The sequence below is a fragment of the Enterobacter cloacae complex sp. 2024EL-00711 genome, from assembly GCF_047529885.1.
Lineage (GTDB): Bacteria > Pseudomonadota > Gammaproteobacteria > Enterobacterales > Enterobacteriaceae > Enterobacter > Enterobacter ludwigii.
Map to the genome: position 1 here is coordinate 464615 of NZ_JBLIZC010000004.1, position 21232 is coordinate 485846.

At 55.1% G+C, this 21232-nt stretch carries 19 protein-coding genes, 2 tRNA genes and 1 rRNA gene; 6 read left to right on the forward strand and 16 right to left on the reverse strand.

The genetic code is table 11. From position 1 onward, the window contains the following. Positions 1 to 41: 41 nt before the first annotated feature. Positions 42 to 2486, forward strand: coding sequence for an acyl-CoA dehydrogenase FadE (fadE, locus tag ACMVME_RS14590; protein ID WP_014168754.1), 2445 nt, complete (start codon positions 42 to 44; stop codon positions 2484 to 2486). 108 nt (positions 2487 to 2594) lie between these two features. Continuing rightward, a complete protein-coding gene (locus ACMVME_RS14595; RefSeq protein ID WP_014168753.1) occupies positions 2595 to 3365 on the forward strand; it encodes an amidohydrolase in 771 nt (256 codons plus the stop codon). A 41-nt stretch (positions 3366 to 3406) separates the two neighbouring features. On the opposite strand, the gene ACMVME_RS14600 is transcribed toward ACMVME_RS14595, so the two are convergent. The 9 genes from ACMVME_RS14600 to dnaQ form a co-directional block, all read right to left on the reverse strand. Next, the gene (locus ACMVME_RS14600) at positions 3407 to 5008 is read right to left on the reverse strand and encodes a gamma-glutamyltransferase family protein (protein WP_020882793.1); all 1602 of its coding nucleotides are present in this window, start codon (positions 5006 to 5008) and stop codon (positions 3407 to 3409) included. Positions 5009 to 5017: 9 nt separating this feature from the next. Then, positions 5018 to 5893, reverse strand: coding sequence for an ABC transporter permease (locus ACMVME_RS14605; RefSeq protein ID WP_014168751.1), 876 nt, complete (start codon positions 5891 to 5893; stop codon positions 5018 to 5020). A gap of 2 nt (positions 5894 to 5895) precedes the next feature. Further along, positions 5896 to 6837, reverse strand: coding sequence for an ABC transporter permease (locus ACMVME_RS14610; protein ID WP_020882795.1), 942 nt, complete (start codon positions 6835 to 6837; stop codon positions 5896 to 5898). Between the two features lie 18 nt (positions 6838 to 6855). After that, positions 6856 to 8370 (reverse strand): ABC transporter substrate-binding protein, encoded by a 1515-nt coding sequence (locus ACMVME_RS14615; RefSeq protein WP_074439250.1) that lies wholly within the window; start codon positions 8368 to 8370, stop codon positions 6856 to 6858. A 2-nt stretch (positions 8371 to 8372) separates the two neighbouring features. Continuing rightward, on the reverse strand, positions 8373 to 9455 hold the full coding sequence (locus ACMVME_RS14620; RefSeq protein WP_068795181.1) for an ABC transporter ATP-binding protein: 1083 nt from the start codon (positions 9453 to 9455) through the stop codon (positions 8373 to 8375). Further along, the gene (locus ACMVME_RS14625) at positions 9452 to 10465 is read right to left on the reverse strand and encodes an ABC transporter ATP-binding protein (RefSeq protein ID WP_014168747.1); all 1014 of its coding nucleotides are present in this window, start codon (positions 10463 to 10465) and stop codon (positions 9452 to 9454) included. The genes ACMVME_RS14620 and ACMVME_RS14625 overlap by 4 nt, the downstream gene beginning before the upstream one ends. Then, positions 10462 to 11181 carry a FadR/GntR family transcriptional regulator gene (locus tag ACMVME_RS14630; RefSeq protein ID WP_014168746.1) on the reverse strand — a complete coding sequence of 240 codons (720 nt, stop codon included), beginning with the start codon at positions 11179 to 11181 and terminating at the stop codon, positions 10462 to 10464. The genes ACMVME_RS14625 and ACMVME_RS14630 overlap by 4 nt, the downstream gene beginning before the upstream one ends. Before the next feature lie 386 nt (positions 11182 to 11567). Continuing rightward, positions 11568 to 11644, reverse strand: a tRNA-Asp gene (locus ACMVME_RS14635). Between the two features lie 132 nt (positions 11645 to 11776). After that, a complete protein-coding gene (gene dnaQ / locus ACMVME_RS14640; RefSeq protein WP_032677465.1) occupies positions 11777 to 12508 on the reverse strand; it encodes a DNA polymerase III subunit epsilon in 732 nt (243 codons plus the stop codon). Between the two features lie 64 nt (positions 12509 to 12572). Between dnaQ and rnhA the strand changes: the two genes are divergently transcribed. Beyond that, positions 12573 to 13040: a ribonuclease HI gene (gene rnhA, locus ACMVME_RS14645; protein ID WP_014168741.1), complete on the forward strand. Its 468-nt coding sequence runs from the start codon at positions 12573 to 12575 to the stop codon at positions 13038 to 13040. On the opposite strand, the gene ACMVME_RS14650 is transcribed toward rnhA, so the two are convergent. Next, entirely contained in the window at positions 13041 to 13757 is a 717-nt protein-coding gene (locus ACMVME_RS14650) for a class I SAM-dependent methyltransferase (protein WP_020882800.1), read from the reverse strand. It lies immediately after the preceding gene. 32 nt (positions 13758 to 13789) lie between these two features. Here ACMVME_RS14650 and gloB point away from each other — a divergent pair, with 32 nt between their 5' ends. Both gloB and mltD read left to right on the forward strand, forming a co-directional pair. Further along, the gene (gloB, locus tag ACMVME_RS14655) at positions 13790 to 14548 is read left to right on the forward strand and encodes a hydroxyacylglutathione hydrolase (RefSeq protein ID WP_025205125.1); all 759 of its coding nucleotides are present in this window, start codon (positions 13790 to 13792) and stop codon (positions 14546 to 14548) included. A gap of 68 nt (positions 14549 to 14616) precedes the next feature. Beyond that, positions 14617 to 15981 (forward strand): murein transglycosylase D, encoded by a 1365-nt coding sequence (gene mltD / locus ACMVME_RS14660; RefSeq protein WP_068795182.1) that lies wholly within the window; start codon positions 14617 to 14619, stop codon positions 15979 to 15981. A gap of 52 nt (positions 15982 to 16033) precedes the next feature. Here mltD and ACMVME_RS14665 read toward each other — a convergent pair whose 3' ends face one another. From ACMVME_RS14665 to ACMVME_RS14675, 3 genes are all read right to left on the reverse strand, one after another. After that, a complete protein-coding gene (locus ACMVME_RS14665; RefSeq protein WP_025205127.1) occupies positions 16034 to 16807 on the reverse strand; it encodes a class I SAM-dependent methyltransferase in 774 nt (257 codons plus the stop codon). A gap of 74 nt (positions 16808 to 16881) precedes the next feature. After that, positions 16882 to 17682, reverse strand: a complete 801-nt coding sequence (locus ACMVME_RS14670) for an endonuclease/exonuclease/phosphatase family protein (RefSeq protein WP_025205128.1) — start codon at positions 17680 to 17682, stop codon at positions 16882 to 16884. A 136-nt stretch (positions 17683 to 17818) separates the two neighbouring features. Beyond that, a complete protein-coding gene (locus tag ACMVME_RS14675; RefSeq protein ID WP_020882804.1) occupies positions 17819 to 18994 on the reverse strand; it encodes an MFS transporter in 1176 nt (391 codons plus the stop codon). 104 nt (positions 18995 to 19098) lie between these two features. On the opposite strand from ACMVME_RS14675, the gene yafC reads away from it, so the two are divergent. Continuing rightward, complete coding sequence (gene yafC, locus ACMVME_RS14680; protein WP_014168734.1) at positions 19099 to 20004, forward strand: DNA-binding transcriptional regulator YafC; 906 nt, start codon at positions 19099 to 19101, stop codon at positions 20002 to 20004. A 31-nt stretch (positions 20005 to 20035) separates the two neighbouring features. Here yafC and dkgB read toward each other — a convergent pair whose 3' ends face one another. The 3 genes from dkgB to rrf form a co-directional block, all read right to left on the reverse strand. Beyond that, complete coding sequence (gene dkgB, locus ACMVME_RS14685) at positions 20036 to 20839, reverse strand: 2,5-didehydrogluconate reductase DkgB (RefSeq protein WP_068795190.1); 804 nt, start codon at positions 20837 to 20839, stop codon at positions 20036 to 20038. A gap of 162 nt (positions 20840 to 21001) precedes the next feature. Continuing rightward, a tRNA-Asp gene (locus ACMVME_RS14690) sits at positions 21002 to 21078 on the reverse strand. 55 nt (positions 21079 to 21133) lie between these two features. Beyond that, positions 21134 to 21232 (reverse strand): 5S ribosomal RNA (gene rrf / locus ACMVME_RS14695); the annotation flags it as partial.

Consider the following 21232-nt stretch of genomic DNA (forward strand, 5'->3'; position numbering starts at 1 on the left):
ACAAGTGGTCAGACCTCCTACAAGCAAGGGAGCTTTTCTTTATGATGATTTTGAGCATTCTCGCAACCGTTGTTCTGCTCGGTGTGCTGTTCTATCACCGGGTGAGTTTATTCCTGAGCAGTCTGATTCTGCTGGCCTGGACGGCTGCGCTTGGCGTCGCTGGCCTGTGGAATATCTGGCTTTTAGTCCCGCTGGCTATCATTCTTCTGCCGTTTAACTTTACGCCGATGCGTAAATCGATGATCTCCGCGCCGGTGTTCAAAGGCTTCCGCAAAGTGATGCCGCCCATGTCGCGTACGGAGAAAGAAGCGATTGATGCCGGTACCACCTGGTGGGAAGGCGACCTGTTCCAGGGCAACCCGGACTGGAAAAAGCTGCACAACTATCCGCAACCGCGTCTGACCGCTGAAGAACAGGCCTTTATTGATGGTCCGGTGGAAGAAGCGTGCCGCATGGCAAATGACTTCGCGATTACCCATGAAATGGCGGACCTGCCGCCAGAACTGTGGGCGTATCTGAAAGAACATCGCTTCTTCGCGATGATCATTAAGAAAGAGTACGGCGGTCTGGAGTTTTCCGCTTACGCTCAGGCCCGCGTCCTGCAAAAACTGGCAGGCGTTTCCGGGATCCTGGCGATCACCGTTGGCGTGCCGAACTCGTTAGGCCCAGGTGAACTGCTGCAACACTACGGTACCGAAGAGCAGAAAGATCACTACCTGCCGCGTCTGGCACGTGGCCAGGAAATTCCATGCTTCGCGCTGACCAGCCCGGAAGCGGGCTCCGATGCGGGTGCGATCCCGGATACCGGCGTCGTCTGCATGGGTGAATGGCAGGGTCAACAGGTGCTGGGTATGCGCCTGACCTGGAACAAACGTTATATTACGCTCGCCCCTATCGCGACCGTGCTGGGCCTGGCCTTTAAGCTCTCCGATCCGGAAAAACTGCTGGGCGGTGAAGAAGATCTGGGCATTACCTGTGCGCTGATCCCAACCTCCACCCCAGGCGTTGAAATTGGTCGTCGCCACTTCCCGCTGAACGTACCGTTCCAGAACGGCCCAACCCGCGGCAAGGATATCTTTGTACCGATTGACTACATCATCGGTGGTCCAAAAATGGCCGGTCAGGGCTGGCGCATGCTGGTGGAATGTCTGTCGGTTGGCCGCGGTATTACCCTGCCGTCGAACTCAACCGGTGGTTTGAAATCTGTCGCGATGGGGATTGGTGCATACGCCCATATCCGCCGTCAGTTCAAAATCTCTATCGGCAAGATGGAAGGGATCGAAGAGCCGCTGGCACGTATCGCAGGCAACGCCTACGTGATGGATGCTGCCGCCTCCCTGATTACCTACGGCATTATGCTGGGCGAAAAACCGGCCGTGCTGTCAGCTATCGTGAAGTATCACTGTACCCACCGCGCACAGCAGTCAATCATTGATGCAATGGATATCGCGGGCGGTAAAGGCATTATGCTCGGCGAGGGCAACTTCCTGGCGCGCGGCTACCAGGGCGCGCCGATTGCCATCACCGTTGAAGGGGCAAACATTCTGACCCGCAGCATGATGATCTTCGGCCAGGGGGCAATCCGTTGCCATCCTTATGTGCTGGAAGAGATGGCCGCCGCGCAGAATAACGACGTGGATGCTTTCGACAAGCTGCTGTTCAAACATATCGGTCATGTGGGCAGTAATAAGGTGCGCAGCTTCTGGCTGGGTCTGACGCGCGGTCTTACCAGCGCCACGCCAACCGGTGATGCGACCAAGCGTTATTACCAGCATCTTAACCGCCTGAGTGCCAACCTCGCTCTGCTGTCAGATGTTTCTATGGCGGTGCTGGGCGGTAGCCTGAAGCGTCGCGAGCGTATCTCTGCCCGTCTGGGTGATGTGCTGAGCCAAATCTTCCTGGCCTCTGCGGTCCTGAAACGCTACGACGATGAAGGCCGTCAGGAAGCCGATCTGCCGCTGGTTCACTGGGGCGTTCAGGATGCGATGTATCAGGCGGAACAGGCCATTGACGATCTGCTGGCGAACTTCCCGAACCGCTTTGTTGCAGGCGCCCTTCGCGTGGTGATCTTCCCGACCGGTCGTCATCATCTGGCGCCGTCTGACAAACTGGATCACAAAGTGGCGAAGATCCTGCAGGTACCGAGCGCAACCCGTTCCCGTATCGGCCGCGGTCAGTATCTGGCTCCCACGCCGCATAACCCGGTTGGTCTGCTGGAAGAAGCGCTGCTGGACGTGATGGCTGCCGATCCCATCCACCAGAAGATCTGCAAACAGCTGGGCAAAAACCTGCCGTTCACCCGCCTGGATGAACTGGCGAAACAGGCCCTGACGGGCGGGATCATCAACAATGATGAAGCCGCTCTGCTGGTGAAAGCCGAAGAGAGCCGTCTGCGCAGCATTAACGTGGATGATTTCGACCCGGATGAGCTGGCGACACAGCCGGTAAAGCTGCCGGAGAAGGTCCGCAAACCTGAAGCTGCATAACGCGTTTCGCTTCTACAAACCCCGCCACGCGCGGGGTTTTTTATTGCCACATTTTCTCTTTATGTCGTGCTACAGTGTCAAAAAGTGGTCGTTTGAGGAGTCTGAATTGTGCCTGGTCTGAAGATTTCGATTTTGCAGCAACCTTTAGTGTGGATGGACGGCCCTGCCAACCTGCGCCACTTTGATCGTCAACTGGAAGGCATTACCGGGCGTGATGTGATTGTCCTGCCGGAGATGTTCACTACCGGCTTCGCCATGGAAGCGGCGCAACAGTCAATGCCACAGCAAGAGGTGGTCGCCTGGATGCACGCCAAAGCGCAGCAAACCAATGCGCTGATTGCCGGCAGCGCTGCGCTGCAAACCGAACGCGGGCCGGTCAACCGCTTCCTGCTGGTCGAGCCGGAAGGGAAAGTGCATTTCTATGATAAACGCCATCTGTTCCGCATGGCAGATGAACATCATCACTATGAAGCGGGTGATGCGCGCGTGGTGTTCGAATGGCGCGGCTGGCGTATTCTGCCGCTGGTTTGCTACGACCTGCGCTTCCCGGTGTGGTCACGCAACCGCAACGATTACGACCTGGCGCTGTATGTTGCCAACTGGCCTGCCCCGCGATCCCTGCACTGGCAGTCGCTGCTGGTCGCACGCGCCATTGAAAACCAGGCGTATGTGGTCGGCTGTAACCGCGTGGGGACCGATGGCAACGGGCATCATTATCGGGGGGATAGCCGGGTGGTGAACCCGCAGGGTGAAATTATTGCCACCGCCGAGCCGCATCAGGCAACGCGCATTGATGCTGAGTTGTCACTGACGGCCCTGAAGGAATATCGCGAGAAGTTTCCGGCCTGGCAGGATGCGGATCCGTTTAGCATTGGATAACGGTTTCCCCTCCCTCTCACAGGAAGAGGGAGGGGACATCATTAACTCACCAGCGCCTGCCCGTCTTTGCGGCTCTCTGTCGCCGCCACATAGTGCCCTTCCGGCATACGATAAATCACCTGCGCGCCGCCGAAGTTGTAATCCTGGAGCGGATCTTCCACCACGATCTGGTGCCCGCGCTCACGCAGTGCGGCGATAGTATTGCGATCGAACGTCGATTCGACGATCACTTCCCTGCCCTGCACCACGCGCCAGCGAGGCGCATCAATTGCCGCCTGTGGGTTTTGCCCGTGCAGCATGATGCGCAGCGCCATCTGCATATGCCCCTGCGCCTGCATTGGCCCGCCCATGACGCCAAAGGACATCAGCGGTTTACCGTTGCCGTCCATCGCAAAGCCCGGAATGATGGTGTGGAACGGACGCTTACTGCCCGCCAGCGCATTCGGATGGTTTGGATCCAGCACAAAGCCACAACCGCGGTTTTGCAGACTGATCCCGGTCTCCGGCACCACAATCCCGGATCCAAAGCCCATATAGTTGGACTGAATAAAGGAGATCATCATACCGCTGGAATCTGCAGCGCTCAGGTAGACCGTGCCGCTCTGCGTCGGCGAACCGTAGACGAAATCGGAGGCGTTATCGGGGTCGATAAGCGCCGCGCGCGACGCCAGGTAACGATCGCTCAGCAATGCCTGGGCCGCGAACTCCATGTGTTCTTCATCAGCGACGTAGCGATCGAGATCCGCCAGCGCCAGTTTCATCGCTTCAATAGACAGATGAAGCGACTGCACGGAATCCGGATGATGTTTTTCAATTCCACACTGCTCCAGAATACCGAGCGCAATCAGCGTGGCGATGCCCTGCCCGTTTGGCGGCAGCTCCTGCACCGAACCACCGGCAAAATCACGCGACAGCAGTTCTACCCAGTCCACACGATGATTGGCCAAATCCTCTGCCGTCAGGTGCGCGCCATGTTCTTTCGCGAAAGCGGCAATTTTCTGCGCCAGCTCGCCGCGGTAAAACGCTTCACCGTTGGTTCTGGCAATCAGCTCCAGCGAATGAGCCTGCGCCGGGTTACGGAAGATCTCGCCAACCCGGGGAGCACGCCCTTCCGGTGCAAAGCAGGCGCTAAAGCCTGGCTGATCTTTGAGCTTGTTATAACCCCGCTGCCAGAGATGGCCAATCAACGGGGAGACCGGAAAACCGTTACGCGCATACTCGATGGCAGGTTGCGCCAGCGTAGTGAGCGGCAGCGTGCCAAAACGTTCTGCCAGCGCCACCCAGCCCGAAACCGCACCCGGCACGGTAACGGCGTCCCAGCCAATTTCCGGCACCGCGGTTTTCCCGGCAAACAGATCCGCATGCCAGCTGGCAGGCGAGCGGCCTGAGGCGTTCAGGCCGTGGAGTTTTTCACCATCCCAGACGATGGCAAAGGCATCGCTGCCAATACCGTTGCCGGTGGGTTCAACCACCGTCAACGCCATGGCGGTTGCAACCGCCGCATCAACCGCGTTCCCGCCGAGCTGCAGCATTTTCATTCCCGCCTGGGCCGCCAGCGGCTGAGATGTCGCCACGGCGTTGTGGCCCATCATCGGCGGGCGTCGTGAATCGTAACCGGAAGTGAAATCAAGCGCTTTGGTCATCATGACTCCTTAGTCATGGCGCGGATCGAGCGCATCGCGCAGCCCGTCGCCGAGTAAATTAAAGCCCTGCACGGCAAGAAAAATCGCCACACCGGGGAACACAGACATCCATGGAGCCTGCTCAAGGAAACCTTTCGCGGTATTAAGCATTGAGCCCCATGACGGGTTCGGCGGCTGCTGGCCTAACCCCAGAAATGAGAGGCTGGCTTCAGCAATGATTGCCGAGGCAATGGCCAGCGTGGCCTGCACCAGAATCGGAGACATCACATTGGGCAGAACATACTTAATGATGATCCAGCGATCCGGCAGGCCAATCGCCCTTGCGCCGTCGATATACTCTTCGTTGCGAATGGCGATCACCTGGCCGCGCGTCAGGCGGGCGAAGATCGGCATTGCGGAGAGGCCAATGGCGATCATGGCGTTGGTCAGGCTTGGGCCCAGAAACGCCCCGAGCGCGATCGCCATGATTAGGAACGGACAGGCCAGCAGCGCTTCAATAAAACGCGAGATCACGCCGTCCCACATCTTCTGGAAGTAACCCGCCACCAGCCCCAGCGGAACGCCAATGACCACGGCGATCACCACCGACATACAGCCAGCCATCAACGACGTTCTCGCCCCCCAGATAATGCGGGACAAAATATCGCGGCCCAGTTCATCGGTCCCAAACCAGTACATCGCCGAAGGCGCTTTGCGCACCGCCAGGAAATTGGCTTTCACCGGATCAAAAGGCGCGATCCACGGCGCCAGCAGTGCCACCAGCACAAAAAAGCCCACCACTACGGCACCCATCACCGCGCTTTTATTGGCGAGAAATTTCTTCAGCACCCGGTTCTGCGCACGGGGCTGAACCGCGGCAATGGTTTGAGTTGTCAGTTCCGCCATGCTTAACCTCGCATTTTCGGGTTGATAAGAACGTAAAGCACGTCGGCCAGCAGGTTCAGCAGCAGGAAACCGATCGCCACGATAAGCACCACCCCCTGCACCACCGCATAGTCACGGTTAAAGACCGAATCGACGATCATCTTGCCGAACCCTGGAATGGTGAAGACCTGTTCGGTCAGTACCGCGCCCCCCAACAGTTCGCCGAACAGCAGCGTGGTCAGGGTGATCACCGGAACCAGCGCATTGCGAAACGCATGCTTCAAAATCACCGCCTTTGGCAACAGCCCTTTAGCCCGTGCGGTGCGGATGTAATCGGCCTTCATTACCGCGATCATGGAGGCGCGGGTATGGCGCATCAGCGTGGCCGCCAGCCCCGTTCCCAGTACCGAGGCAGGCAACAACAGCGTACGCAGGTTCTGGATCGGATCTTCACTAAACGGCACGAATCCCGACGCTGGCAGCCATTGCAGATTGACCGAGAAGACCAGAATCAACAGGATCCCGAGCCAGAAATGCGGTATCGAGATCCCCGAGATCGCCACAAAGTTGGCACCGTGATCGACCCAGCTGTTTTTATTGACCGCCGCGAGGATCCCCATGCTGATGCCAAACACCAGCGCGATGATCATCGCCAGCAGCGACAGCTCCAGCGTCACCGGCAGTTTGCTGGCAATGAGCTGGGTGACCGGCTCGTGAGTGCGTAAGGAGACACCAAGATCGCCCTGCAGCGCGCGCGTCAGCCAGTTGAAGTACTGCACAGGGATGGGCGCATCGAGATTGAGCTCAGCACGCAGCTGGGCGATCACCGCCGGATCGCGCTCCTCCCCGGCCATGGCGATCAGCGGATCGCCGGGCAGCAGTTTTTGCAGGCCGAACACCATCATGCTCACCAGCAGTAAGGTCGGGATGGCCAGCAGCAGACGTTTGCAAATCAGTTCCAGCATGGGTTCTCCTCAGGCCAGTTATTTCGCCAGCATCAGGCCAGCCAGACGCACAATGCCGTCCGGATACGGTTTAAAGCCCTGCACGCTCTTGTTCAGACCAAAAATACGCGGTTCAAAATAGAGGTAGGCAATGGGCATATCCGTCTGCAGCTGTTTCACTACCTTGTCGTACAGCGGCTGACGGACGGCTTTGTCGTTGCTCAGGCGCGCCTGCGTCAGCCATTCATCCACCTGCGCGTTACTGTAACGACCGTCGTTAAGGGTGCCTTTGCTGTTAATGAAGCCGTAGATGCTGCCATCCGGATCCGGACGACCCGACCAGCCAGAGAAGCTCAGCTGATAATCACCGCTTTGCTGGCGGTCGAGCAGCGTGGCGAACTCGGTCATTTGCAGGTTCAGGTTAAAGCCAGCCTCTGCGACCATCGCCTGCAGTACCTGACCGACCTGCTGTGAAGTTGGGTTGTTGGGCACCAGCAGATTGACGTTCAGCGGCGTAGTGACGCCTGCCGCTTTCAACAGCGCTTTGGCTTTGTCGACATCGCGTGGTGGCACCGGCAGGTTAACGTGATACGGACTTACGGTAGAAAACGCCTGGTTTGCCGGGGTGTACAGCCCCTCGAAGACCACCTGATTTAACGCATCGCGATCGATTGCCTGAGAAAATGCCTCACGCACGCGGGCATCCTTAAACGGATCGTTCGCCGGGACCTTGCCGTTATTGATATTGAAGGTAATGCCCTGATAACCCAGACCGGTCACCTTCGCCAGCGCCAGTTTGCTGTCGGCTTCTACGGTTTTCACGTCGCTTGCGGCAATGCCTTCCGTCAGATCAAGATCCCCTGCACGCAGGTTAGCCAGACGCACGGAAGCATCCGGGATCGGCAGATAAATAATTTTGTCGAAGTGGTAAGCGCCTTTGTTCCAGTAGTTGTCAAAACGCGTCAAAACGATACGGTCCTGCGAGACGCGGCTGTCGAACTTATAGGGGCCAGAGCAGACCGGATGGGCGGCAAAGTCAGGTTTTTTAGCGGCGTCGGGTGCCATCATCGCCCCGGCGCGATCGGTAAGCTGCATCAGCAGTGCGGCATCAGGTGTTTTCAGATGCAGGGCAATCTGCATCGGGCCTGTCACCTCAACGGACTCAACGGACGAGATTTCACTTTTACGCAGCGAACCTTTTAACGTCAGCGCGCGGTCGAGGTTGTATTTTGCCGCGGCGGCGTCAAATTTTTCACCGTCATGGAAGGTCACACCTTCACGCAGATCCATGGTCAGCGTTTTGCCGTCGTCACTCCAGGCCCACGATTTCGCCAGCCCGGGAACCACTTTCAGATGCTCATCCACGTCCACCAGCCGGTCGCACAGAGAGGCAAAGACGAAACGGCCATAATAGGTGCGCGCAAGATGCGGATCGAGCATGTCCGGATCCGCACCCAGACCAATTCGCAGTACGCTTTCAGAATGGGCGGGCAGCGCCGCGCCAAGCAACATAACACTTCCCAGTACGGTCAAAAGAGAATTACGCATTGTCATTATCATGAGTTCCTTGAAGGAAGGGAGGAGTGAGTGGCCGCGTGTTCAAACAGCGCGCGGCGGCGCAGAAAGGCTGCGGATGGCGGTGCTATCTGGATAACACTGCGATCGCGGTTAATCTCCTGCCAGCGATGGCAGGCAATCTGGCGTCCCCCGTCCAGCACCTGATTGATCGGCTCGACCTGGCGACATTCATCCGTGGCATACGGACAACGGGTATGGAAACGGCAGCCTGACGGTGGGCTGGCCGGGTTCGGTAAATCCCCCTGCAGCAGAGGTGCCACACGCGGCGCGCCTGGCTGCATCTGGGGGGCGGAGGCGATTAACGCCTGCGTATAGGGGTGTAGCGGGGCATCAAAGATTTCGTCGACGGTCGCAAGCTCAACAATTTGACCGAGATACATCACCGCCACGCGGTCACTCATATGGCGGATAACCGCCAGGCCATGGGCAACAATCACCATTGTCAGCCCCAGCTGATGCTTCAGACTTTCCAGCAGGTTGACCACCTGCGCCTGAACCGAGACATCCAGCGCGGAGACCGGCTCGTCCCCCAACAACAGCTTTGGCCCGGAGGCCAGCGCACGCGCAATACCGATTCGCTGACGCTGCCCTCCGGAAAATTCGTGCGGATAACGTTGCGCCCAGGCCGCTGGCAGCCCTACGGTTTTAAGCAGTTCCGCCACCCGATATTGCCTGTCGGCTTTCTTCATCGACTGGTGTAGCCACAGCGGCTCACCGACGATCTGCTCGACTGTCATGCGCGGGTTTAACGATGCGAAAGGATCCTGAAAGATGATCTGCAGCTCCCGCCGCAGCTGGTTCAGACGTGCTCCCGAGGCGTGAGTGATCTCTTCACCCTGATAAAATACGCGTCCTTCGCTGGCCGCCAGCAGCCGCAGAAGAAGACGGCCCAGCGTCGATTTTCCGGATCCGGACTCACCCACAATCGCCAGCGTTTCACCAGGCATGACGGAGAGGGAGACGCGATCGACCGCGGTGACAAAACGTGTTGGGGTAAACAGTTTTTTAGGGCCGGGAAAAAGCTTGCTCAGGTCCCGGGCTTCAAGAATGGGCGTCGTCATGCAATTTCTCCCAGCGCAATATGTTGTTCCAGCGGCACGCGGAAGCAGGCCACCTGATGGTCGGTCCCCATCGCCGTCAGCGACGGCTTTTCGTCATGACACCGCGTTTGCGCGAAGGGGCAGCGGGTAGCGAACCGGCACCCTTTGGGCATGGATTCCGGCAGCGGAACGGCTCCGGGAATAGTGGAAAGCGCACCTTTACGCGCGCCGAGGGACGGAATCGAGCCCATCAGTCCTATGGTGTACGGGTGTTGCGGGTCGGCAAAAATGGCCTCCACGCTCCCCTGCTCTACCACCTGTCCGGCATACATTACCGCCACCTGCTGCGCGACTTCCGCCACCACGCCCAGATCGTGGGTGATCATTAACACCGCCGTACCGGTCTCTTCTTTGAGGGTATTAAGCAGCGCGAGGATCTGCGCCTGAATGGTCACATCCAGCGCGGTTGTCGGCTCGTCGGCAATCAGCAAACGTGGATGGTTAATCAGCGCCATCGCAATCATCACGCGCTGACGCATCCCCCCGGAAAGCTGGTGCGGATACGCTTTCAGGCGCATTTCTGCTGCCGGAATCTGCACCTTCTCCAGAATCTGCAGCGCAACCTTCATCGCCTCTGCACGAGAAAGTTTCTGATGGCGCATCACCGCTTCACTGAGCTGGTCTCCCAGCGTGAAGGCAGGGTTGAGCGAGGTCATTGGCTCCTGGAAAATCATTGCCAGTTCGCTGCCGCGAAGATCGGCATATTCCCGCGGTGAAAGCTTTCGTAAGTCGTGACGACGGAACTGCATCTCGCCGCTGACGATCTGTGCGCTGGCGGGCAGTAAGCCCATCAGCGCTAATGAGGTGATACTTTTCCCGCAGCCGGATTCCCCCACCAGCGCCAGCGTTTCTCCCGCGTTGACCGTCAGTGAAATACCATCAAGCACGCTCACCGGAGAGCCGGCGAACGTTACGTTAAGATTTTGCAGCCGCAGTACAGGCGTGGGGTCCTTAAACGGGATCGTCGTCATAGCGTGAAGTCGTCCTCAAGGTGAATAGCCTGAATCAGGGCTGACTGCAGGCTAAGCAGGTGTTCGCGCATGGCGGCCGCTGCTTCATTAGGCTGGCGATGGATAATCGCAGACATGATTTTTTGATGGTGGTCGTTATAGTGATCAACCCGCTCGGGTGTACGGGCTAATTCGCGCAAATGCTGCCAGCCCGGTTCACGTCTGACGGCATCAATGGCATCAAACAGGCCAAGCATCAGGCGATTACCGGCAGCCTCGGCAATGGCGCGGTGAAATGCGCTATCCCAGAGTTCGTTGAGATCGCGGTCGTCCGGGCTGACCTTATCAATGCGTTCCAGCATGCGCTGCATAAGCGCGAGGTTTTCCCTGGTGGCACGCAGTGCCGCAAGCCGGGCTAAGCCGGGTTCGAGCTGTAGACGAGCTTCCATGACTTCCAGAAGGTTGGTTTGCTGAACCAATCCCTGAAGGGCCAGAGGTTCAACAGGTGCAGACGGGCCTATAAAGGTCCCTTTGCCCTGTTTACGCCAGATCCGCCCCTCCTCTTCCAGCACATCCAGCGCACGACGTACTTCACGTCGTCCTACGCCGAGAGTCTCCGACAGCTCACGTTCAGTGGGCAGCGGAGTGCCTGGTGTTGACTCATGCTGGTTGATCAGTCCGCGCAGCTGCTCAAGCGCGGTGCTGGAATTGGCCAGAAACCGTGACGGTTTTTCCATATTGGTTCGCTCGCTATCATCATTACTTTATTTTTATTAACGATAAGTTATTGATATGACGTGCTACTTACCGTGCTAATGATTAAGCAATAAACGAACCAATAAAGCATTGGTTCATGAACTTTCTGAAGGGGTGGAGATAAGCGAATGATTTTCTGTGAATTATTTTTTACAAAATTACACATCTGCTCCGCTGCCAAAAAGACAATCGGTGGCAAAATGCACAAATACGGTGCAAATTGTGCACTATCATTGATCAAATGTTAATTAATTGCACCACAGATATTAACTTTTTGTTAATAAAGACAGGAAGGCGGATAAAGAAGATTTGCAGACGCAGAAACGACGAAGGCCTGAATCATTTCTGATTCAGGCCTTCTGAATAGTGGCGGAACGGACGGGACTCGAACCCGCGACCCCCTGCGTGACAGGCAGGTATTCTAACCGACTGAACTACCGCTCCACTGTTCCCGCTGGGGGAACGAGGCGCATATTACGGTTTGCCTCCGGACTCGTCAACGCTTTTTCTCACGTTTTGAATCGTTTGCTGCAAAATTCACCCAAACGATGATTTTACAGGCATTCTGGCCCTTTTTCAGGCCCGCCACATGCAGCTTCCGCCTTTCTTCTGCACTAAATCAAGACGGGATTCATGGTTAAGTAACTCTTCATCACTGGCTAAAACCACCCGCAAACGACTGGCCTGGCGAACAACGCGTTGAATCCCCGCTTCCCCCTGCGTCTGCTGCGATTCATTTTCCATGCTGAACTTCATGGACGTCTGACCACCGGTCATCGCCAGGTAGACATCCGCCAGGATCTGGGCATCGAGCAATGCGCCGTGCAGCGTTCGCTTGGTGTTATCTATTTCATAGCGAGAACAGAGCGCATCCAGGCTGTTACGCTTGCCAGGGAACATTTTCCTCGCCAGCGCCAGGCTATCGGTCACCTTACAGAACGTGTTCGTTTTCGGAATATCACGATGGAGCTTACTGAACTCATAGTCCATAAAGCCGATATCGAACGACGCGTTGTGAATGATAAGCTCGGCGCCTTTGATATATTCCAGAAACTCGTCTGCCACTTCCGCGAAGGTCGGTTTATCCAGCAAGAACTCATCGGCGATACCGTGCACGCCGAACGCTTCTGGGTCCACCAGCCGGTCGGGTTTGAGGTAGACATGGAAGTTGTTCCCCGTAAGACGACGGTTCACCACTTCAACGGCACCGATCTCGATGATCTTGTGCCCTTCGTAGTGCGCGCCGATCTGGTTCATACCGGTGGTTTCGGTATCGAGGACAATCTGGCGAGTAATTGCAGTGCTCATAGCGGTCATTTATGTCAGACTTATCGTTTAACTGAACGTTTCAAATACAGGAAGTCTACCAGAGATGCGTAAACAGGTAGAAATTTTCACCGATGGATCTTGCCTCGGCAACCCAGGGCCTGGCGGTTATGGCGCGATTATGCGCTATCGTGAGCATGAAAAAACTTTTAGCGAAGGCTATTTTCTGACCACCAACAACCGCATGGAGTTGATGGCCGCCATTGTGGCGCTGGAAGCGCTAAAAGAACACTGCGATGTGGTGTTGAGCACTGACAGTCAGTACGTACGCCAGGGGATCACCCAGTGGATCCACAACTGGAAAAAACGCGGCTGGAAGACGGCAGACAAAAAGCCGGTCAAAAACGTCGATCTCTGGAAACGTCTTGATGCTGCGCTGGGCCAGCACGAGATTAAATGGGAATGGGTTAAAGGTCACGCAGGCCACCCCGAAAACGAACGTTGTGACGAACTGGCACGGGCAGCGGCATCCAACCCCGCTCATGAAGACACAGGCTATCAGCCCGAATCCTGATCAGGGTTTTCTGTACTGCCGCGTGGCGCCCACGGTCTGGCGAATGGGCGATTTCGATTTACTCTGCTTCATCGGATTAAGCGTAAGGGGGATGGTCCGCTTACGCGCGACAATAAACTGCATGCAGCCTAATGCCGGCAGATGGGTGCTCAGAACAACGCCCCCCTGCCGCGCCCAGGGAAGTACCTGAAAACCGCCCGAGCAGAGCACCTCAAAATTCAGCAGTGAAAGCCAGTCAAGCTGGCGCATCATCGTGAACATCCTGCTGTTATACGGCGGTGTCCGGCGAAGCACCGGAACCAGCTTGCGCAGCCCCATCAGACTCAGCGGATTGAACCCGCTGAGTATCAGCCAGCCATCATCAATCAGGACGCGGTCGGCCTCGCGCAGCAGGCGATGAGGATCGCTGCACCAGGGCAACGTGTGTGCCAGCAGGCAGGCATCAACGGACTTTTCCGCAAACGGCAGATGCAAAGGATCCGCTTTCACCTGAACCGGCGATGCGCCAAGAGAGACATTAACCTGATGTGAGATAGCGCAGCTTTCGGTATTGATTTCCGCGCTGAGATTGCCAATCTTAAGCAAGTGAAAACCATACATTTTCGCGAGCCAGGGTTTAAGCTGCTGTTCCAGGTTCTCGCGATAGTATTCACCCCAGGGCAATTCGGCCCAACGTTCAGGTGCCGGGACAATCTGAGGTATCCTTGCCGGTTTCATCAACACACCCACCACGCTATAAGAGGTAATTTATGAATCTTATCAGTATTCCCGCCTTTCAGGACAATTACATCTGGGTTTTAGTCGATGACGAGCGTCGGTGCGTCATTGTCGATCCTGGAGAATCGGCTCCTGTATCAGACGCGATAAAAGAGAACGGCTGGCAACCAGAGGCCATCCTTCTGACCCATCATCATAACGATCACACCGGCGGCGTTGCTGACCTTCGTGCCCAATTCCCGCATCTGGTGGTTTACGGACCGGCAGAGACACAAGATAAGGGAACAACGCAGGTAGTCGAAGAAGGTGAAAATATCCTCATACGCGAGTGGGAGTTTTCTGTATTTGCTACACCAGGTCACACTTTGGGACATCTTTGTTTCTACAGTAAACCTTATCTTTTTTGCGGCGACACGCTGTTCTCAGGAGGCTGTGGAAGACTTTTTGAGGGCACCCCATCCCAGATGTACCAGTCATTACAGAAGATTAGCGCATTACCTGACGATACCCTTATTTGTTGCGCACATGAGTATACATTAGGAAATATGAAGTTTGCGGCGAGCATCTTGCCAGAGGATCGGGCGATTCAAGATTATTATCACAAAGTGAAGGAGTTACGTGCAAAAAACCAAAAAACACTCCCCGTAATTCTGAAAAATGAGCGTAAAACTAATTTATTTTTACGAACAGATGATATTGATTTAATTGATGAAATTAACAAAGAAACAAATTTGTCACAACCAGAACAACGATTTGCATGGTTAAGGTCAAAGAAAGATAACTTCAGATAATTGCGGGTTGCCTTTTCAAAATTTCGCCGTTATCATCGCTCGTCTTTTAAGCAACTATTGACACACACATGAAGGCAAAAGCGATATTACTCGCCTCTGTCCTGCTTGTAGGTTGCCAGTCGCAGAACGGCAGCAACGTACAACAGCACGCACAGAGCCTTTCTGCAGCTGGTCAAGGGGAAGCAGGGAAGTTTACAAGTTCAGCGCGATGGATGGACGATGGGACGTCTTTCGCACAGGATGAAGACTTGTGGACCTCTATTGGCGACGAGCTAAAGATGGGAATTCCGGAAAACAACCGGATTCGCGAACAGAAGCAAAAGTATTTAAGAAATAAGAGCTATCTCCACGATGTAACTTTACGGGCAGAGCCGTATATGTACTGGATAGCCGGGCAAGTTAAGAAACGTAACATGCCGATGGAGCTGGTACTCCTACCCATAGTGGAGAGCGCTTTTGACCCACACGCGACGTCTGGCGCCAATGCCGCAGGCATTTGGCAGATCATTCCGAGCACCGGGCGAAACTATGGTTTGAAACAGACCCGCAACTATGATGCGCGTCGTGATGTTGTCGCTTCAACGACAGCCGCTCTCGACATGATGGAACGTCTTAATAAGATGTTCGACGGCGACTGGCTGTTAACGGTCGCAGCGTATAACAGTGGCGAAGGTCGTGTACTGAAGGCAATGAAAGCGAATAAAGCACGGGGTAAATCCACCGATTTTTGGTCGCTCTCACTGCCACAGGAAACGAAGATTTACGTACCGAAAATGCTGGCATTGAGCGATATTCTCAAGAACAGCAAGCGTTACGGTGTACAACTGCCAACACCAGACGAAAGTCGTGCACTGGCGCGCGTTCGCCTCAGCAATCCGGTTGATATTCAACAGGTTGCTGATATGACGGGTATGTCGGTAAGTAAACTGAAAACCTTTAATGCTGGCGTTAAAGGCTCAACGCTTGGGGCCAGTGGTCCGCAGTATGTAATGGTTCCGCAGAAACATGCTGAGCAGTTACGTGAGTCTTTAGCATCGGGTGAAATTGCCGCTGTTCAGTCAACGCTGATCGCGGATGCATCATCCGTGAACAGCCGCAGCTATAAGGTTCGGTTAGGTGATACGCTTTCGGGCATTGCCTCACGTCTTGGCGTGACGGCAAACGATCTGCAGCAGTGGAATAATCTGCGCAGCTCAGGCCTGAAAGCGGGTCAGACTCTGACGGTGGGTGCAGGTAACAGTGCACAGCGTCTCGCCAGCAACAGCGATAGCATTACCTATCGTGTGCGTAAAGGTGATTCACTGTCCAGTATCGCAAAACGACACGGCGTAAATATCAAGGATGTGATGCGCTGGAACAATGATACTGACAATCTGAAACCAGGCGACCAGCTGACGTTGTTTGTGAAAAACAGCGCCACGCCAGACTCCTGATGACACGACCTAACGATAAAAAGGCACCGATTCCCCTCGGTGCCTTTTTTCTTTACGCCGCTTTTTGCGCTTCAGCCATGATGGTATCGCTGGTAAATGATCCATCATCCTGCAATTCAAAGTACGCCTTCACTTCCGCCGACGCGCTATCCTGATACAACCGAATGGCCTGGCTTAACGCTTCCGGCGTGCGCATACGGGCAATCCACGAGCTGAACTCCAGCGGCAAGCGGTCCGTTATCAATGCACGTGTGATCAGCCCTGCTTCAGTAATCAGCGCTAACCACTCCCCGCTGGAGTAGTTTTGCACATGCGAGGTGTCGCGCAGCGCTTCAACCGTTTGCAGCCAGATATTACGCACCGGATGTCCCGGCGACATCACATCCATAATGATAAAGACCCCGCCCGGCTTCAGAACGCGTTTAACTTCACGTAATGCCTGGCCGACGTCATGCCAGTGATGCGCAGAATAACGGCTGATAACAACTTCAAACGAGGCATCTTCAAAGGGTAAGGATTCGGCATAGCCCTGGCGCGTTGCGATGTTGTTCAGCCCTTTGGCTTTTGCGGCCTCTGCAACCACCTCCAGCATCTGACTGGATAAATCATAGGCCGTGACCTGCGCCACCTGCTGTGCTGCCGTGAAGCTGGCATGCCCGGCACCACAGCCTAAGTCCAGGACGTGCGCGTGCGGCACTGCCGCCAGGCGTTCACCGAGACGGACCAGATCACGGCCAGACGCGTGCACGGCACTGCTCAGATAAGCATTTGCCTGGGAGCCAAACTGTTTTTCTACGTTGTCATGATGGGAGTGTGTTGTTGTCATCGTACTGTCCTTTTGTTGTTTAAAATAAAGGGCAGCACCCGAATGGCCTGCCCCACGGCAGACCTGACATACCATTATTTATCAGGTTTGCCGGGACTGAATTCAACGAGTAGAGGATTGTGATCGGAGGCACGCGTCACCAGAACAGAGGCGTCGTGAACGTTCAGACCACGATAGAAGACAAAATCGAGAGGACGACCAAACGCTTTCTTGCGCTGGTCATCGCTAAAACGAACTTCACGCAGCGACATTTCGCGTGCAAAGCGATACAGCGCATTCATGCGCGGACGGCTCCAGGCATTAAAATCCCCGGCCATAATGATGGGCCCGCTGTGATGGGCGATCTGGTCACCGATCGGAAGTAACTGCTTACTATACACATCCACGCCCAGGCTGAAGTTGACCGCGTGGATATTCACAACCATCAGCATGCGCGTGTCCGGCAGCGGGTAGACCGTTACCAGCGCCGATTTCGCCAGACGCAGAATCGGCTCGCGTTCGCGCAGCGGGCAGCAATAGACCGGATGAGCCGAAGAGAGGGTCATCACGCCAGAAGGATGTTGCGGCAAGACAAACGCGGGAACCTGGTCAGCAGCAAGGTAGTGAGTCGTAGCAAACCTTACCAGCTCGGGGGTGGTTTGCGCCTCCTGCAACAGCACCAGATGGGCGTCTTTCCCAAAATTCTTGAGTACCGATAACCACTCAGCGCGCTGTTGTTTAAAGATGTTCCACACCAGCACCCGGATTTTTTCATCGCTGCTTAAGGGTGTCCCGGCAGGTAATGCCTGACTTATGCTCGCAAACGACCCCGGAGGCAAGATCCTCTCCGCGGGCATTCCGGCAACATAACGCATGGCATAGGTATTTTTTCGCACTTTTGGAAACGGCCTCTGTAACATGAACCAGCCCGGAAAACGGACTGGTTCTAATGTTATAGGGACTTTAGGTTACACTTTCAACGCAATTTCAGATAAACCGCTTTCCAGTTTTGTAAGCAAGCACTTACTGATGTTATCCCAGCACTACACGAGCGGGTTTATCAAGGCGCCCACTCAGGCTAATCAGCAGGAAAGCGACCAGAACAATCACCGCACCAATCCATGGCGTTTGGGTTAATCCGAAATGTTCAACGGTTTGCCCACCAATGATAGAACCCAGCGCAATCCCAATATTGAACGCGGCAATATTCAGGCCCGATGCGACATCTACCGCGTTGGGTGTATAAAGTTCGGCTTTTTGTACCACGTAAACCTGCAGGCCTGGCACATTACCAAAGGCGAAGATCCCCATCACCAGTACCGTTATCAGCGCGGCGTATTGCATCGATGCCGTGAACTGGAAAATCATCAGCAGAACAACCAGTGCTGCGAAGATAAACTTCAGGGCCGGCACTGCACCATGTTTGTCCGCAAGCTTCCCTCCCCAGATATTACCGATGGCGACGGAGATACCATACCCCAGCAAAATCCAGCTCACTGCACTGGGTGAGAAGCCTGCCAGGTCCTGCATCATCGGAGCCAGGAAGGTGAAAGCCGTGAATACACCCCCATAGCCGAGCGCTGTGACGGCGTAGATGATCAGCAAACGCGGATGCGTGAGTACCTTGAGCTGATCGCTCAGGCTGGCACTCGCACGTCCTGCAATAGTCGACGGTACCAATAGCAGGCTGGCAACCAGGGCAATCACCCCCAGTAAAGAGACGGCAAGGAAGGTTTCGCGCCAGCCAAAGTGCTGTCCGATAAACGTTCCTAACGGTACACCGGTGACAAGGGCGACGGTCAGACCACCGAACATAATCGCGATGGCGGATGCTGCTTTCTCTTTTGGTACCAGGCTGGTTGCAATAGTTGAACCAATGGAGAAGAACACACCGTGAGCGAGACCGGTCAGCAGCCGGGCAATCACCAGCGTGGTGTAGTCCGGCGCCTGCCAGGCCAGAATATTGCCAGCGGTGAATAACACCATCAGCGCAACCAACAGCGGCTTACGCGGGAAACGTCCCGTCAACGCGGTCAGGACGGGGGCGCCGATGGCAACCCCGAGCGCATAGATAGAAACCAACAGGCCGGCAGAAGGCAGCGAGATTGAAAGCTGGTTAGCTATCGTAGGCACCAGTCCTACGATAACAAATTCGGTCGTGCCAATTGCAAAGGCACTGATCGTCAGGGCAAGTAGCGCCAGTGGCATAAATAACTCCATATCATCAGGATTAAGATGACAGGCAGTATGCGCCAGTGCTTAAATAACAAAAATGGTCAAAATATCAATAGAATTTTGCAGGTGGTGCAACAATGAAAGCAACGTCGGAAGAGCTGACAATTTTTGTCGCCGTCGTCGAAAGCGGCAGTTTTAGCCGTGCGGCCGAGCAGTTGGGGCAGGCTAATTCAGCCATCAGCCGCTCGGTGAAAAAACTGGAGATGAAGCTCGGCGTCAGTCTTCTCAACCGAACGACGCGTCAACTGAGCCTGACGGAGGAAGGCGAGCGTTACTTCCGCCGTGTGCAGTCCGTCCTGCAGGAGATGGCGGCGGCAGAAACAGAGATTATGGAAACCCGTAGTACGCCGCGCGGATTGCTGCGCATTGATGCGGCAACACCGGTTGTTCTTCATTTTCTGATGCCGCTGATCAAGCCTTTCCGCGAACGCTATCCGGAGATGACGCTCTCGTTAGTTTCCTCAGAGACGTTTATCAATCTCATCGAGCGGAAAGTGGATGTGGCGATCCGTGCCGGCACCCTGACCGACTCGAGCTTGCGGGCCCGCCCTCTTTTTGCCAGCTACCGCAAGATAGTCGCGTCACCGCAATACATCGCAGAGCATGGCAAACCAGAGACGGTTGAAGAGCTGAAGCAGCACCTGTGCCTGGGCTTCACGGAGCCCGTATCGCTGAACACCTGGCCTGTGGCCTGTCATGATGGTCAACTGCATGAAATCACCAGTGGGTTATCATCCAACAGTGGAGAAACGCTGAAGCAGCTTTGCCTCGAAGGGAATGGGATCGCCTGTTTGTCGGACTATATGATTGATAAAGAAATTGCACGCGGTGAGCTTGTAGAGCTGATGGCAGATAAACGTCTGCCTGTGGAGATGCCTTTTAGTGCAGTTTATTACAGTGACAGAGCGGTAAGTACGCGCATACGCGCCTTTATCGATTTCCTGAGCGAACATATAAAAACAGCTCCCGGGGGAGCTGTGTGAGGGTTTCAGGCTACAGAGGAAAGGGTCAATATTAATCCCAGTCAGGTGCCAGACCTTCAGGGCTGACCAGACGATCGTTGCATTCCAGGGCAGCGATCGCTTTTTTGTCTTCGTCGTCCAGCTGGAGATCCCTCGCTAACAGGTTGCTGGCCAGGTTTTCACGTCGGGTTGAAGAGGGGATCACGGCGTAACCTTCACCCATCGCCCATGCCAGAATCACCTGTGCAGCCGTTGCGCTATGTTTTTCTGCGATACGATTAATCACGTCATCTTTCAGTGCCTTACCGTAGGCCAGGGTCATATATGAGGTGATGTGGATGCCGTGCTGTTTTGCCCAGTCCACGACTTTGCGGTTTTGCAGGTAGGGAGAGAGTTCAATCTGATTGGTTGCAATGTTTTCTGCCCCCACGGCGGCAATGGCTTTTTCCATCAGCGGGATGGTGAAATTAGAAATACCTATTTCACGCGTTAAGCCCTGCTCTTTCGCTTCAAGCAATGCCTGCATGAACTCCTCGACTGACACGGCATCGTTCGGTGATGGCCAGTGGATCAACGTCAGATCCACATAGTCGGTACGCAGTTTTTCCAGGCTCTCTTTCAGGCTGGGGATCAATTTGTCTTTGCTGAGGTTTTCAATCCAGATTTTGGTGGTGATGAAAAGCTCGCTGCGCGCTACGCCGCTCTCTTCGATAGCCTGACCAACGGCAGCTTCGTTATCATAAATCTGCGCCGTATCAATTGCGCGATAGCCGAGTTCAAGTGCAGTTTTAACGGATGCGATAACAACGTCGTCTTTCAGGCGGAAAGTGCCCAGACCCAGTGCAGGGATAGTCATGTAATCCTCGTTATTCATAATGATTGTTAACTGAGGAGGATTATCGCTGCTGCCGTTATGCAGAAAAAGAGCGTTTAACGCAGAGGATATTTGCTGATTTGGCAATAATGATACGGCAGATATGAAAAAAGCCCTGAGCGTTAACTCAGGGCTTTTAATAAGTGGCGGAACGGACGGGACTCGAACCCGCGACCCCCTGCGTGACAGGCAGGTATTCTAACCGACTGAACTACCGCTCCACCGAAGACTGCTGTAACCACCGGATTTATGCACCGGCTTACTACGTAATTTGATGCCTGGCAGTTCCCTACTCTCGCATGGGGAGACCCCACACTACCATCGGCGCTACGGCGTTTCACTTCTGAGTTCGGCATGGGGTCAGGTGGGACCACC

What these genes read in the sequence shown, in the direction of transcription:
- fadE (WP_014168754.1), top strand. Translation starts at nt 42, where the DNA reads ATGATGATTTTGAGCATTCTCGCAACCGTTGTTCTGCTCGGTGTGCTG.
- ACMVME_RS14600 (WP_020882793.1), bottom strand. Translation starts at nt 5,008, where the DNA reads ATGACCAAAGCGCTTGATTTCACTTCCGGTTACGATTCACGACGCCCG.
- ACMVME_RS14605 (WP_014168751.1), bottom strand. Translation starts at nt 5,893, where the DNA reads ATGGCGGAACTGACAACTCAAACCATTGCCGCGGTTCAGCCCCGTGCG.
- ACMVME_RS14610 (WP_020882795.1), bottom strand. Translation starts at nt 6,837, where the DNA reads ATGCTGGAACTGATTTGCAAACGTCTGCTGCTGGCCATCCCGACCTTA.
- ACMVME_RS14615 (WP_074439250.1), bottom strand. Translation starts at nt 8,370, where the DNA reads ATGACAATGCGTAATTCTCTTTTGACCGTACTGGGAAGTGTTATGTTG.
- ACMVME_RS14620 (WP_068795181.1), bottom strand. Translation starts at nt 9,455, where the DNA reads ATGACGACGCCCATTCTTGAAGCCCGGGACCTGAGCAAGCTTTTTCCC.
- ACMVME_RS14625 (WP_014168747.1), bottom strand. Translation starts at nt 10,465, where the DNA reads ATGACGACGATCCCGTTTAAGGACCCCACGCCTGTACTGCGGCTGCAA.
- ACMVME_RS14630 (WP_014168746.1), bottom strand. Translation starts at nt 11,181, where the DNA reads ATGGAAAAACCGTCACGGTTTCTGGCCAATTCCAGCACCGCGCTTGAG.
- dnaQ (WP_032677465.1), bottom strand. Translation starts at nt 12,508, where the DNA reads ATGAGCACTGCAATTACTCGCCAGATTGTCCTCGATACCGAAACCACC.
- rnhA (WP_014168741.1), top strand. Translation starts at nt 12,573, where the DNA reads ATGCGTAAACAGGTAGAAATTTTCACCGATGGATCTTGCCTCGGCAAC.
- ACMVME_RS14650 (WP_020882800.1), bottom strand. Translation starts at nt 13,757, where the DNA reads ATGAAACCGGCAAGGATACCTCAGATTGTCCCGGCACCTGAACGTTGG.
- gloB (WP_025205125.1), top strand. Translation starts at nt 13,790, where the DNA reads ATGAATCTTATCAGTATTCCCGCCTTTCAGGACAATTACATCTGGGTT.
- mltD (WP_068795182.1), top strand. Translation starts at nt 14,617, where the DNA reads ATGAAGGCAAAAGCGATATTACTCGCCTCTGTCCTGCTTGTAGGTTGC.
- ACMVME_RS14665 (WP_025205127.1), bottom strand. Translation starts at nt 16,807, where the DNA reads ATGACAACAACACACTCCCATCATGACAACGTAGAAAAACAGTTTGGC.
- ACMVME_RS14675 (WP_020882804.1), bottom strand. Translation starts at nt 18,994, where the DNA reads ATGCCACTGGCGCTACTTGCCCTGACGATCAGTGCCTTTGCAATTGGC.
- yafC (WP_014168734.1), top strand. Translation starts at nt 19,099, where the DNA reads ATGAAAGCAACGTCGGAAGAGCTGACAATTTTTGTCGCCGTCGTCGAA.
- dkgB (WP_068795190.1), bottom strand. Translation starts at nt 20,839, where the DNA reads ATGACTATCCCTGCACTGGGTCTGGGCACTTTCCGCCTGAAAGACGAC.